This is a genomic window from Pseudoalteromonas sp. GABNS16E, from assembly GCF_028598715.1.
Taxonomy (GTDB): domain Bacteria; phylum Pseudomonadota; class Gammaproteobacteria; order Enterobacterales; family Alteromonadaceae; genus Pseudoalteromonas; species Pseudoalteromonas atlantica.
Map to the genome: position 1 here is coordinate 1 of NZ_JAQREZ010000011.1, position 13,738 is coordinate 13,738.

Annotated in this window: 13 protein-coding genes and 1 pseudogene; 6 read left to right on the forward strand and 8 right to left on the reverse strand. The window is 41.8% G+C overall.

The window, feature by feature from the left end; genetic code table 11:
- From PSI06_RS06595 to PSI06_RS06610, 4 genes and pseudogenes are all read left to right on the forward strand, one after another.
- Positions 1-97: pseudogene (locus PSI06_RS06595) on the forward strand (IS5/IS1182 family transposase); the annotation flags it as partial.
- A gap of 99 nt (positions 98-196) precedes the next feature.
- The gene (locus PSI06_RS06600; RefSeq protein WP_273603308.1) at positions 197-2,737 is read left to right on the forward strand and encodes an EAL domain-containing protein; all 2,541 of its coding nucleotides are present in this window, start codon (positions 197-199) and stop codon (positions 2,735-2,737) included.
- A 28-nt stretch (positions 2,738-2,765) separates the two neighbouring features.
- Entirely contained in the window at positions 2,766-3,575 is an 810-nt protein-coding gene (locus PSI06_RS06605) for a DUF2797 domain-containing protein (RefSeq protein WP_055252638.1), read from the forward strand.
- Positions 3,576-3,577: 2 nt separating this feature from the next.
- Entirely contained in the window at positions 3,578-3,871 is a 294-nt protein-coding gene (locus tag PSI06_RS06610) for a hypothetical protein (RefSeq protein WP_004588636.1), read from the forward strand.
- Positions 3,872-3,919: 48 nt separating this feature from the next.
- Here PSI06_RS06610 and PSI06_RS06615 read toward each other — a convergent pair whose 3' ends face one another.
- The 6 genes from PSI06_RS06615 to PSI06_RS06640 all read right to left on the reverse strand — a co-directional run bounded on the left by PSI06_RS06615 (position 3,920) and on the right by PSI06_RS06640 (position 8,881).
- Positions 3,920-4,837, reverse strand: a complete 918-nt coding sequence (locus PSI06_RS06615) for a histone deacetylase family protein (protein ID WP_273603307.1) — start codon at positions 4,835-4,837, stop codon at positions 3,920-3,922.
- Between the two features lie 77 nt (positions 4,838-4,914).
- Positions 4,915-6,456: a serine hydrolase gene (locus tag PSI06_RS06620; protein ID WP_273603306.1), complete on the reverse strand. Its 1,542-nt coding sequence runs from the start codon at positions 6,454-6,456 to the stop codon at positions 4,915-4,917.
- 11 nt (positions 6,457-6,467) lie between these two features.
- Positions 6,468-6,962 carry a gamma-glutamylcyclotransferase family protein gene (locus PSI06_RS06625; RefSeq protein ID WP_004588639.1) on the reverse strand — a complete coding sequence of 165 codons (495 nt, stop codon included), beginning with the start codon at positions 6,960-6,962 and terminating at the stop codon, positions 6,468-6,470.
- Between the two features lie 15 nt (positions 6,963-6,977).
- Positions 6,978-7,604 (reverse strand): LysE family translocator, encoded by a 627-nt coding sequence (locus PSI06_RS06630; RefSeq protein ID WP_024031424.1) that lies wholly within the window; start codon positions 7,602-7,604, stop codon positions 6,978-6,980.
- An 11-nt stretch (positions 7,605-7,615) separates the two neighbouring features.
- Positions 7,616-8,389, reverse strand: a complete 774-nt coding sequence (locus tag PSI06_RS06635; RefSeq protein ID WP_273603305.1) for a hypothetical protein — start codon at positions 8,387-8,389, stop codon at positions 7,616-7,618.
- Between the two features lie 9 nt (positions 8,390-8,398).
- Complete coding sequence (locus tag PSI06_RS06640) at positions 8,399-8,881, reverse strand: CreA family protein (protein ID WP_004588642.1); 483 nt, start codon at positions 8,879-8,881, stop codon at positions 8,399-8,401.
- Between the two features lie 168 nt (positions 8,882-9,049).
- On the opposite strand from PSI06_RS06640, the gene PSI06_RS06645 reads away from it, so the two are divergent.
- Entirely contained in the window at positions 9,050-9,379 is a 330-nt protein-coding gene (locus tag PSI06_RS06645; RefSeq protein ID WP_004588643.1) for a 5-carboxymethyl-2-hydroxymuconate Delta-isomerase, read from the forward strand.
- Positions 9,380-9,488: 109 nt separating this feature from the next.
- Here PSI06_RS06645 and PSI06_RS06650 read toward each other — a convergent pair whose 3' ends face one another.
- Positions 9,489-11,369, reverse strand: coding sequence for a methyl-accepting chemotaxis protein (locus PSI06_RS06650; RefSeq protein WP_273603304.1), 1,881 nt, complete (start codon positions 11,367-11,369; stop codon positions 9,489-9,491).
- A 194-nt stretch (positions 11,370-11,563) separates the two neighbouring features.
- On the reverse strand, positions 11,564-12,517 hold the full coding sequence (locus PSI06_RS06655) for a LysR family transcriptional regulator (RefSeq protein WP_256851377.1): 954 nt from the start codon (positions 12,515-12,517) through the stop codon (positions 11,564-11,566).
- A 144-nt stretch (positions 12,518-12,661) separates the two neighbouring features.
- Between PSI06_RS06655 and PSI06_RS06660 the strand changes: the two genes are divergently transcribed.
- Positions 12,662-13,483: a DUF4437 domain-containing protein gene (locus PSI06_RS06660; RefSeq protein ID WP_273603303.1), complete on the forward strand. Its 822-nt coding sequence runs from the start codon at positions 12,662-12,664 to the stop codon at positions 13,481-13,483.
- Positions 13,484-13,738: the final 255 nt, after the last annotated feature.

The following is a 13,738-nucleotide window of genomic DNA, read 5'->3' on the forward strand; positions in this document are numbered from 1 at the left end:
AGGGATAGCCACGCGGTATGAAAAGCTTGAACGAAATTATCATTCAATGCTCGCTTTAGCATTTACTATGATGTGGCTACCAATGTGGGCTGATTGATATATGTACTACAAAGATCAACAGCCCCTAAAAAAGCGCAGTTTATATGCGCTTTTTTAGTGCTACACTAATTAAAAGAGTTATTACAAGTATACAACGTTGGAAACGAAAACTTTACGTTATCATGCCGCGGCCATAGCCATACTGATTTTCATATTTTATATTATTAGCACACTCGCTTCTAACCTGGTTGTGCCGACTCGCTATACCATCGATAAAACCACGCCTGTATATTTAGACTTTGCCTACTACATAGATGAAAGTAAATCTCACACACTCAACGATATTATTTTAAATCCCGAGCTAATCACCCACCAGCCGTTAACCGATATTCAGTGGAGCTTTAAGCAGCAAAACTATTGGCTATTTATAGCCCTTGAAAATAAAAGTTTAGATGCTCAAGACATTGTTGCCCATTTCGATAACCCGATGGTTGATCACCTAAGCGTGTATCGGTTAAACAAAAGAAATGAGCTTATAGAAAGCTATAAATTAGGTGATAAAGTAAAGTCCCTCACGCTTTTTCAATATAGCGTACCGCATATACGTTTTGCACTTGAGAGTAAAACAACAGAGCGCTTAGCCATAAAATTAGATACGACGGGGATCAGCAAAACCCCGGTTAATTTGTACCGCCATAAAGAATTTGTTGATTTAGTTCGCTCGCAAACCGGAATTTGGGGCATATTTGCCGGCGTGTTATTAATGGCTGCCCTGTATAATTTAGTGCTTTATTTTGGGATTAAAGACCGCGTTTATTTAGTTTATATAGGCTATATAATTAGTGCGCTGTGTTTAATGGGCATTGTAATGGGCTTTGGCTTTTACTTGTGGCCCCTAGAGTGGCAATTGTACTTACACGAAAAAGTGATTTTTTCAAACTACGCAATGGCCTTTTTTACGCTCGCCTTTTGCACCATGTTTTTGCGCTACCACAAGGACAAATGCTGGCGCTATAAAATGAGTAAAGCGCTACTTATTTTAATATTTTTATTATCAATCACCACTTTATTTATACCCGAGTACATTGCAGCTCCCATCTTTTTTTGTGTATTAAGCTTGTTATATATTACGTGTGTTATTTTAATTTATAACAAACTACGCACGGGCTTTAGGTGGGCGAAGTTTTACGTTTTTTCGTGGGTTCCCCTCATTGTTGGCGCGGCAATACAGCCATTAGAGTTAACAGGCTATTTGGATTATAGCTTTGCGATTCGTCACGCGTTTTTAGTGGCTATATTGTGTGAAGTTATTTTAATGGCTATGGCACTTGCCGATAGAGTGCGCTACCAGCGCGAGCGTGCGCTTTATCATGCTACACATACACAGCAAACTAAATTACTTAACAGTGCCAAATTAAAACAAGCGTTTATGAGCTTACAAGCACAGGGGCGAAATACCACCTTGTGTTTAATTAAAATTCGCCATTTTAACTCGCTCAATACCATTATTACCCCATCGCAGGGCTACACTTTAATAAAGCGCGTGGCTAAACAAATAGAGTTAGAGCTTAGCCATGAGCGCGAATTTACCAATCTCGATACAGATTTTAATAATAGCCCCCGCTTAGCCGACTTAGGCAGCGGGGTATTTGCCTGCATATCTACTAAAAACCAAAACCAGGAGTCACTTGAAGGGGCCTTAATTAAAGTTATAAATAGCCTGCCCAAGCAATACGAAATTCAAGGTTTAAACTTACAACTTACCTATAACATAGGGATTAGTAGCGCAGCCCACAGTGACGACTTTGAATACTGGACGAAACGGGGTTACTTGGCACTTAAAAAAGCTAAAAGTAATAACGATTTAGTGGTAAGCGCTTCTAACGGCAGTAATATATTAATGGATGTGGCATTGGCCGCTAAATTACAAAAAGCAATTAAAGACAACCAACTAGCGTTGTATTATCAGCCTCAAATAGGGTTGAACTTTAATCAAGTATGTGGCGCCGAAGCGCTGCTACGTTGGCCCGACCCGGCTTTTAAAGGCGTATCGATAGAAGAGCTGATCACCCTTGCTGAGCACACAGGTATTATTAACGAGCTTACCTTATGGGTTATTGAGCAAGCCTGTAAGGATATCCTCAAACTAACCGAGCAAGGCTATAACGATCACCCAATTAGCGTAAATTTAAGTGCTAAAAATCTGTCGATTAAAAACCTAGCCGAAAAAGTCGAAAACGTCCTTATAAAATACCAAGTTCCGGCACAGCTTCTTAAGTTTGAATTAACGGAGTCAGCATTAGTCGAAAGCCACGAAGCGCTTATTTCATTGGTTAATGAGCTTTCTGATTTAGGGGTGCGCGTGGTCCTTGATGACTTTGGCACTGGCTATTCATCGCTAAGTTATTTGGTTAATTACCGCTTTACGGAGCTCAAAGTAGATAAATCGTTTGTATTTGATTTAACAAATAACACCGCCAATAAAGTGATTGTGCAAACCGCTATAGATATGGCACATAACCTAGGGCTATCTATAACCATGGAAGGCATAGAAACCCAAGATGTACATCACTTATTAAAAGAAATGGGCGCCGACAGAGCGCAAGGTTACCTATACGCTAAGCCACTTCCCCTAGATGACTATTTGTATTTCTTAAAAAGCCAATACAGTTTAAAGATGTTAAACTCCACGTTTTAATATCAACATCTTTAGGGGCCAAGTAAAGATGCAAGGCACTTTGCGTAAATTAAAATCGAGCTTAACAGAGCCGGTTCAATATCATCTTCCTGTGGGCGACAACCTAGTCGACCTAAACGCACTCATTGGTAAAGAGTTAACGCTGACGTTTAGCGGTACCATTTTATGCTCAAACTGTGGCAAAAAAACCAAAAAGAGTTACTCGCAAGGCCACTGTTTTGTGTGCATGCGCAAGCTTGCCAGCTGCGATATGTGCATTATGAAACCAGAAACCTGCCATTACGATAAAGGCACCTGTCGCGAGCCGCAATGGGGCGAAGAAAACTGCATGATCCCGCATTATGTGTATTTAGCCAATACCTCTGGGCTTAAAGTAGGCATTACTCGCCATACACAAATACCGACACGTTGGGTTGATCAAGGCGCCACTCAAGCACTGCCTATTTTTAAAGTGCAAACACGTTTGCAATCAGGCTTAGTTGAGGTGGCATTGGCCGAGTTTATTGCCGATAAAACCAATTGGCGTAACATGCTAAAGGGCCAAAACGAAGCCATTGACCTTAAAGCCGCCGCGGCAGAGCTGATCCCGCAAATTAGCGATAAATTAAACGAGCTAAGCGAGTTATTTGGTGCCACAGCCATAGAGCAACTTGATGAAGACGTGGTTGATTTAAACTTTCCGGTAACAGAGTACCCCACTAAAATTAGCTCGTTTAATTTTGATAAAAACCCAGTAGTGAGCGGCGTGCTGCAAGGTATAAAAGGTCAGTACTTAATTTTTGATACTGGCGTTATTAATGTGCGTAAATTTACCTCATACGAGGTAACAGTAGGGTAACTATGCTAAACAGCTTTCCACAGTTATTAATTGTTTATAATGAGCTTGAAATAGCGCACGATAAACAAGAACAAGAAGCGTGTTTGCACAGCGTTACGCAAAGTGAGCTTAGTAATGTGCGCGTGTTGAACAAGCAAGGTGAGTACGTTGACCTGCAAGGCGCTGCATGCGCCCCTCTTTCACAGGAGCAGCTAGCGCAACTGGTCACCACTTATTTATTAAATGAAGGGCAATGCTGCCTTGGCAAAATTAAAACCCTTAATACCAAGCAGGCGTTTGATTTACTAGGTTTATAACCCTTAGTTATACCAATTCGCTTAATTAAGTATTATTGCGGATTGGTATTAGTACTCACTAAGCACTTTTATATGCGCTACAGCACTTCTTCCTAATGCTGATAGCGCATAGCCCCCTTCAAGGTAAGATATAACACCTTTGCAGCCACTCTCTTTTGCAACGTCGCATAATTGCTCTGTAAGCCAGCTGTAGTCATCTTCTACAAACTTTAAACTTGCCATGTCATCTTCTAGGTGGGCATCAAACCCTGCACTAATAAATAGCAGCTCTGGCTTAAAGGCTTTTAATTTTGGCAACCATTGGGTATTAAACACTTCTTTTAAATCATCGCCACTACTGGCAATTGGCAAAGGGGAGTTAACTATGTGGCTGTTATTTTCTACGGCCGTGTTTGGGTAAAATGGATATTGAAATAGCGAACAAAGTAATACGTTTTCATCGTTTATAAATATGTCTTGGGTGCCATTACCATGGTGTACGTCAAAATCAGCAATTGCTATACGTTTAATGCCTTTACTTTGGGCATACTTAACCGCTATAGCTAAATTATTAAATACACAAAACCCAGATGAAGCGTATGCATTGGCATGATGCCCGGGCGGACGTACAGCGCAAAACGCCGCATCGAGTTTATCTGCGAGTATTTCATCTACAGCCAACAACCCTGCTCCTACGGCGCGCTCTATCGCTTTAAACGAATCAGGGCAAAGCCAGGTGTCGCCATCAAGGTTATGTAGCCCCTGCTCAGGAACTAAGCGCTCCACAAGGTTAACTAATGACTCATCATGGGCTAATAAGTAATGCTCACGCTGCGCTTTAGGCGCTTGTAGATGCGTTAAGCCAATATCTACCCCACTTGCCAAAAGTCTATCTGCAATAGCGTCTAGGCGCTCTGGGCACTCAGGATGATCGTCAATCATTTTATGTTTACGGCAATGAGGATGTGAAATAACTGCAGTACGCATAAACGCTCCTTTAATGTGAGTGCTTAATATAACAAAGCCACCTTACGGTGGCTTTGCGACTTTGGTGTATAGCATCACTACTTAGCTTTTAAATTAAGGTTTCTAAAATCAAAACTAAAGTCTGTTACCGCTGTTGATACCGCGCGCATATTTGCGCTATTAACACGGTTGTTTGCGCCCATATCAAAACGAATAAACGCATCGGCCTCGAGTAGCTTTTCATCCCACTTAACAATAAACGTATTACCCGTGTAATGCTCAAGCGTGCCTTTTAAGCGTTTGGTATGGGTAAAATCAATACGTAGTTTGCCATCTAGTTGCTCAATAATTACATCGCCGTACCAATCGTCATGTAACGTGCCGGTGTAATTTATATTAGGTAACTGTGGCTGGTAATCTGCTGGGGTGTCGGGTTTTGCATTGGCGTAGGCTTTTTGTTTACTCGCAAAATGTTTTTTAGCCAACTCTTCAACCCAGTCTTTATCTTCAAGTTCAAGGGCATCTTCAAGCACTTCGTGGGTTACTGCCGAAAGTGCACTAAATGCTTGCTGATTAGATAAAATAACAATGCCAAGTTTTTTCTCAGGCAATAATGTGACTTGCGACACCATACCTAAAATGCCCCCGCCGTGGCCTAGCTTTTTAAAGCCGTGGTAATCTTCAATACTCCAACCTAGCCCATACCCTCTAAATTGCTGATGATAGGCCTCATACGCACTTTTAGAAGCCATAGAGGTAATATGCGGGTGCCACATTTGCGCTTGCTGTTTTTCACTAAATAGTTGCTCGCCGCTTGGCATTTTTCCGCCAGCTAACTGCGTTAGTAACCATTGGCTCATATCGTTTACGCTTGATGCAATAGCCCCTGCGCCTCTAAAATCTTCTAGGTAGTTAACAAAAAAAGGATTGAGCTTGCCATCCATTGGTATGTGGCCAATTGCCCAGTTTTTATTGCTTTTTGGAATACGCGAAAAGCCCGCGCGCGAGTTATCCATGTGCAAAGGCTGTAATATATTTTTTTCGATGTAATCATTCCAGCTCATTCCTGATACACGTGCCACCACTTCGCCTGCGGTTACAAACATTAAGTTGTTATAGGCATACTGGCTGCGAAAGCTGCTGGCTGGCTTTAAATACTGTAGGCCGGCTAAAATATCCTCTATAGATTTATCAGTACTTGGCCAAATCATTAAATCGCCCTGCCCAAGCCCTAAGCCACTGCGATGGCTTAATAAATCACGAACACGCATTTCGCGAGTCACGTATGAGTCGTACAACCTAAACTCAGGTAAGTGGTCAATTACCCTGTCATCCCAGCTTAACTTACCTTCATCAACCAACTTAGCCAGCGCTGCACTGGTAAACGCTTTTGTGTTTGAGGCAATACCAAAAAGTGTGTCTTTGTTCACTTTTGCATTTGTATTGAGGTTGCTTGTCCCAAACCCTTTAGCAAATACAACTTTATCGTCTTGCACAACCGCTACCGCCATACCCGGTACGTCAAAGCGTGCCATTGAGGTGTTAATAACCTCTTCTAAGTCCGTGGTATTAATTTGTGCCCAACTATTAAAAGTGGCACTGGCAAGCAACGCTAAACTGGCTAATTTGGTGTGTTTCATGGTTATCCTTATTATTTTTGATGCACTGCAAATTCAATATCAGCACGCTCTTTATTTGTATCGGGCTTATGCGGCCGATTAAGTATTGCATCACTGTATTCTTTTGGTACGCCCGCCTCAAGTGCACCGCGATGAACGTGCTGAATATACCAGTCGTATGGCAGTACATCGTTATCGTGAGTGTTTGCAATATAGCAATGGGCCTCTATTTGCTCACCATTTAACAAAGTGGGCTTAATAGCCACGCAGTCGTAGCCTGGGCCCTCTATGGTGTCTAAAATTGCTTTTTCGGCTTCATCAAGTTCATACACCACGCCATATACCAAGGCGTTTTTGTCATCACTTTTTTGAATACTGCACTTGCCCGAGCCATCTTTAAATAGCATATTAAACGTAAGCTCGTAGCCTTTTAGTACAGCCGTGCCGACTCGCTTTGCTTTTGGTAAACGCGCAAGCAAGCGGTTAGAGGACATATTCGATCCAAACGAAAAATTATAAATAGGCATGACTTCTCCCTAGGGTTAAATTACTACACGAATGGCTAAAGCAATTAAAATAACACCTATACCCCGGTCAAACCAATAGCCGCTTTTTTGAAAAAACGCCCGTACACTGGGTTTTGACAACACTAAAGAAAGCATAGAAAACCACACCCACGTTGCCAGAGCCATATAAACCCCATACACAACCTGCACGCTAGTTGGTGTAGTTACACTAATAACTAAGGTAAATAACGACATAAAAAAGAGAGTGGCTTTAGGATTAAGCGCGTTGGTTAAAAAGCCGCGCCTAAATGCATGCCATACGCTTTCTTGTGGGGTAGTTTTGTTTTCTATGTTGTCTGTTTTATTTACCGGTGGTTTGGCAGCCCTTAATGCTTGTACACCTAAATAGGCTAAATACGCCCCCGCAACATACTTTAATGCCATAAATAAATTAGGCGATTGCGTTAAAATTAGGGCTACCCCTAATACGCAATATCCTACGTGTAATAAAATAGCAGCGCCCACGCCAGCGCTTGTCCATAGGGCGTTACGCCTGCCCTGCTGTATACTTTGTTTGAGCACCACGGCAAAGTCGGGGCCTGGGCTGGCTACTGCAAAAAAGTGGGCGATGGCAATCAGTAAAAATTCGTCTAAGTAGTTCACAAGTATCCGGTTTAAGTTGGTGCATAGGCAAGCAATAGCGGATTAGCAGAGTTATCAACTAATGCTTTGATCTCTTTTTGGGCTTTTTTAAATTGGCTGCGCAAATGTGGCTTTAAATGTTTTTTAGAGTCACGATCGTTTTTAAAATAACTGATCAGCGCGTGCATAAATACGGTATGGGTTTCGCTTAGTTTCGCTTCACGATTAGCATAAGGGTTATAGCACGAGCCACACCCGCCTTTAAATTGATACACAGTGTTGCTCATCATTACCCCAAACCCTAAAAAACAGGCCAGCGCATCTGCCGCTTGTGGCAAGTAGTCTTTACCGCCTGGCGGTAACACCCCAACATGATGAATTAATACAGTAGCCAGCGTGCCGGCAAAGCTGGCCACTAAATCTTGCGGCTGATTAATTTGATTAGGATTAAACGAGATATTAATCGTGTGGCTTGGCGGTACAATAAGTTGGCTTTGCTCTCCGCGTAAGTGTTCAGCAAATTCAAAATGCGGAAATACTTGCGGCTGTAACTGTTGTGGCGCAACTAATTGTATTGGCCACGCACTCATACCTGCGTAATTACGTACTCGTACAAATACCTTAGTGGCCATTTCCTCAATACTCGATACCGAATCAGGAAAATGCGCCACCGTTGGCAATATTATTTGCGTGTGCTTGGTAAAAAATGCGGCATCAAAGTGCTCTACCGCCCAAATAAAGGTATCAATTAGCCACTGCTGCTCGGCTTGTTCTAGCAGCGGCTTTGATTTAAATAACGCTAACATAGTGTGCTCTTATTTTTGTTCAAGTGCCCAGTTCCAAGCTTGTGTATTGTATAAAGGCACAGTTGAAAGTGCGTGGTGGTGGCTGCCGCTCGACTCTTTAGTCGAGTACGATAAGTACAGTAATGTGCGGTTTTGTGCATCGTAAATACGGCGCACTTTTAGCGATTTAAATAAAATACTTTTTGATGACTTAAACACCACTTCGCCCGACTTACTGCGATCTATTGCTTGTAACATATCGGCTGTAATTGGCCCAGTTTGACGACACGCAATAGACATATCAGAGGGATCTGAAAAATCTAAGTCGGCCTCAATATGGCTAATATGGCACGTAACCCCTTTTACTAGTGGGTCTTGCTGGGAATTTACCACTACATCTTTAGTAGTAAACAGCCCTAAGCTCACCGATGCAACATCATCTGAGCAGGCACTTAAGGTAACCACTGCACTTAATAGCACAGCTAAACGTTTAAAGCGGTGTGGTAATTTCATATTAATCCTTAATTTTGCTTTATAAGCGAAGGTTCACGTGACTGTTTTTATACTACCATCAAAAATTAATACAACTAAATTTAGGCCATTGAGGGGTTAGCGCACAGTTCAGGCTTTGGTACAATTATACGTACGCCCACGTAGTAAATCATAATAGGAAACGCGTAAATGCCGCACATTATTATTGAACACTCTGAAGATCTTCCTGTATTACCGCAAGTACTTGTTGAAAAAGTGCACAACGCGACTTTTCAAAGTGGTTTGTTTGACTTAGAAACCATTAAAACCCGCGCCATTGCTTATCAGCAATACCAGCTAGGTGAAGGAAAAGAAGGGTTTATTCATATTGCGGCGCATATCATGGCCGGGCGCTCTATTGAACAAAAACAAATGTTAAGCGAGAGCTTGCTTGAGTGCTTAAAAACTTATTGCCGAGATTCTGACAGCTTAAGCGTTAATATTTACGACATTCAACACGAAATTTACCGTAAAAATTAACCCTTTTAAAAACGCGTTTTTTTAACCTAAGCTTTGGATAATAAACCTCTTAACCAAAGCTTAGATTAACTAAGTTACAACGCGTTTTTTAGCTTAATGTTGTCACTTTTTAGAGTGTAAACTTACCCAGTAAGTCTTTTAATATATTCGACTCTTCATTTAGCCCATTGCATAGCTGCTCTGAGGTTTTCATATTTTGTTTTGTTTGCTCAGCAGAATCAGAAATCATCACCACATTTTGACTAATTTCTGAGGTAGCCAACGTTTGCTCGCGGGTGGCTGTAGCCACTGAGCTATTTAGCTCACTTAGCGTAACAATTTCTTGAGATATACCCGTTAAGGTACTCCCTGTTACTTTTAAACGTTCGGCGTTTTCTAGGGTATTTTTACTGCCAAGCTCTATAGCCGACACCGTACTTGAAGCCTTAGAATTTAACGTGTCTATCATTTCGTTAATTTGCTCGGTCGACTCTGCAGTACGCATAGCAAGGGTTCTTACTTCATCGGCTACAACGGCAAAACCACGGCCGTGTTCACCTGCCCGCGCAGCTTCTATGGCAGCATTGAGTGCCAGTAAGTTAGTTTGCTCCGATATTGCTTTAATAACATCAAGCACCTGCGTAATTGACTTTATCTCACCTGAAAGCTCAGTTACCGAGGCAACCGAGGTAGCCATGGCGTTTTCTAGCTGCTCCATTTGCTTTATCGTGCTATTTACAAACTCTACTCCTTTATGAGTCGCTTCTTCTGTTGAAGTCGCAATGTCAGAGGCGTTACTGGCACTGTTTGAAATGTCTTGTACGGTTACTTCCATTTCGTTAACGGCTGCCGCCACCGTTTGCGTGCTAGATGATTGTACCTCGGCCAAGTTAGCCGCACCCTGCACTTGTACTAACACATTTTCTGAAATGCTTTTAACGTGGTTTGCTGAGTCCGACACTTGCTTAAACATGCCATGTAACTGCTCTAAAAATAAATTAAAGTTAGCGGCAAGCTCTGATATTTCGTTGTTATCGTTAGTAGGCAGCCTTACTGTTAAATCGCCATCTTTTTTAGTTAACGCGCTCACTGCAGCAGTTATGTTTTCAATGGGTTTAAATATTTGCGACACTAAAACTCTGGCCAAGGCAAAGCCTATAATGGCGATGATCACACCAAATAATAAATTGCTATTAATGGCACTATTTATTGGCCCGTATAACTGCTGCTCGGGCACTTCTGCCACTAAATGCCAACCTAATGACTCAATAGACGTACTCGACACAACATAATCTTCACCTGCCATTGTTTTACTAATAATGGCGCCATTTTTAATATCGTTAATATTAATTTTTTGACCCATTTTACTTCTGTCACTGTGAAGCATTACCTCACCTTCATCAGAGACCAAATACACCACACCGGCTTCGCCAATACGGTATTCGTTAATTAAGTTGATCATAGAATCGAGCGAGCGCCCCATGCCGGTAATGGCGGTACGCTCACCGTTAATTTGCAGTGCATAGTTAATAAAAACCACCATGCTATTTGTGGTTTTATCTATATCCAGTGCTATTTCAAAGGGTCTGTTAGAAGATAAAAACTGATCAAACCATACATCTTCGCTTCTATCTATCTGTCTAGATATGCCAATATCGGTGTAATAGTTGTTGGTATTTTTGGAAATTATATAAGCAATAACTGCGTTGTTATCTTTTTTAATACTGGCTAAATAATTAATATAATCGGCTCTTGCTTGCTCACTCTCACCGTTACTTAGCCACTGTTTAACAAAGCTGTTTTGCGCAATTTCTTTGGCAACAATTATAGGAGTGGCAAGTTCGAGTTCAATTTTGCTTTTTACTTCACTCAGTGCGGTGGGTAAATCAACCTTTGCGAGCTTTTCATCGGTATGATTTTGAATACTATTTGAAAATAAAAATGTAGAAACCGCTAACGGCACAACAATAGCCAAAGTAAGACTAATATAAACTTTTTGTTTAAGTAACATACGATACCTGTAAATGGATAAAGGACTTAACAAACACTTGCTTAGAATAAATATAGGATCGGCTGAGCAATAAGCTCAATAATTAGAAAATAGAACATAAAAGAAGAGCGTGTATTTTAATTTAATCCACCACAGGAAAGCGAATTAAATTTTAAAGGCGCAAGGCTAGCAACACTAACCTCGCGTAAGGTGCACTAGGGTGAATCGGGCCACTCTTGCTCGTTAATTATCCCTTGCGCAATCAGGTTTTTTCTTAATTGGCTAATAGTGTGTTTTAACTCGTCACGAATAAGCCTAATGGCAGGCGTTATAAGCTGGCGGCTAGGCAGTACTAACCACATTTCAGTGAGGGGGATTTTGTAATCGGGCATTAACCTTTTTAGTCTGCCCGCTAATAAATCTTCAGCTACATCAATGGCCGATTTTTTGGCTATCCCGGTGCCATCAACACACCAACGCCTTACTATATCGCCATCGTTAACGGCGCGGTCGCTGCTCATTTTAACCTTGTATTTTTGGTTATCGTTATACAGCTCCCACCCATCATGCACTACCTCGTAGAGCTTATATAAAAGGGCATTATGATTCAGTAGGTCATCTGGCGTTAACGGCTCACCGTGCTTTTTAATGTAATCTGGCGAGGCGCATAGCACGTGTGCTATGTTACAAATTTTAAAGCCGTATAAATTTAGCTCCTGTGCGGCCTCTTTAGTTAAGGCGCGCAGCGCAACATCAATTCCATCACGGTAAAAATCAGCGCGGCTGTCGCTTGCTTGTAAGCGCAGCGTCACTTCACTGTGTTTATCCATAATATTATTTAGTAATACCCGCATAAGGTTGCGCCCCATTTCCGATGACACTGCTATTCGCACTTCACCACTAATAGATTGCTGTTCCTCATGAATAAGCACTTGCCCTTGTTGCAATAAATCGAGAGCCTGCTGACACAGAGGTAAATACCGTTCCCCTTCGGGCGTGAGGCGAATTTGCCTTGTTGTGCGTACAAATATTTGTGCCCCAAGCGCCTGCTCTATTCGCTTTAATGAGACACTTGCAGCCGATGAGCTCATATCTAATTGATTTGCAGCAGCTGTAATTGATTGCAGCTCAGCCACTTTGAGTAATACTTGTAAATCAGCTATTTTCATCAAACCCTCTTATTGCATAAACCAGCATGCGCAACTATAGCGTTATTATCCACGTTTTTGCGAAAGTGTATTTAACTTATGCCCATTTATTGACTGAATTTTAAGCCGTACTATAGCGCTATACCAACTTAACGGAGCTTTTAAATGAAATTTTTACTAAACGCATCAACTCTTGCACTGGTTGCAACACTTATATCAACGCCAGCCTCTGCAGAGCAAAGCACATCACAAGTTGTTGCTGCAAGCAATATTGACTGGGGTTACTTAAACCCGCTACGTGGTGATAAAAGCCCTGGCGCTGCAGATTTATGGGGAAACCGCACAACCGACACTGCAACAGGCATGTTAGTACGCTTTAAAAAAGGCTTTGAATCTCCGCCGCACATTCACAACATTACCTACCGCGGTATCGTTATTGAAGGGCAAATGCATAATGACGACCCAACAGCTGAAAAGATGTGGATGCCAGCGGGTTCGTTTTGGACACAACCTGCAGGTGAAAACCACACCACAGCAGCCAATGCTGAAACAAACTTAATTTACTTAGAAATCGACTCAGGGCCGTACTTAGTTAAACCAACTAATGCCCAGTTTGATAATGGTGAGCGCCCGTTAAACCTACATGCAGACAACATGGTATGGCTAAACAGCAGCGATTTAAACGACATTAACGCCCAAGGCGTGCAAACCGCCTACCTTTGGGGAAGTACAGCCGATATGAACGGCTCAATGATTAAACTTCCTGCCGGCTTTAAAGGTGAAATAAAAACAGATGCAAGCGAATTTCGTGCTGTTGTTATAGCCGGCGCCGTTGAGTACAGCTCAAGCGAGCAAGATAAAGCGCAAAACCTAAGCGCAGGCAGCTATGTAGAATCAACCGGTAACTTTACCCACACGATTGAGAACACTAGCGACAAAACAGCCACTATTTACATTCGTACTAACAGTAAGTACCTAGTAAATTAATTGGTTAAAGCCTCTAGCAAGCCATTGCTAGAGGCTACTTATTCACCTATTTAAATCTTTATATGCAAATCCAGCCATCGCCTTTCGATATTAAAATACAAGCATAAAAGAAACACTGAGTGTTAAAAAATACGAAAAAGAGGTAATCGAAAAGTCTCGTGCCTACACTCCAGCCAAGCTCACGCAATCAGTGAACATCAAACTAGAAAAATAATTTACCTACACAAATAGCCCACGCAGCAGGGTTAAATAGAA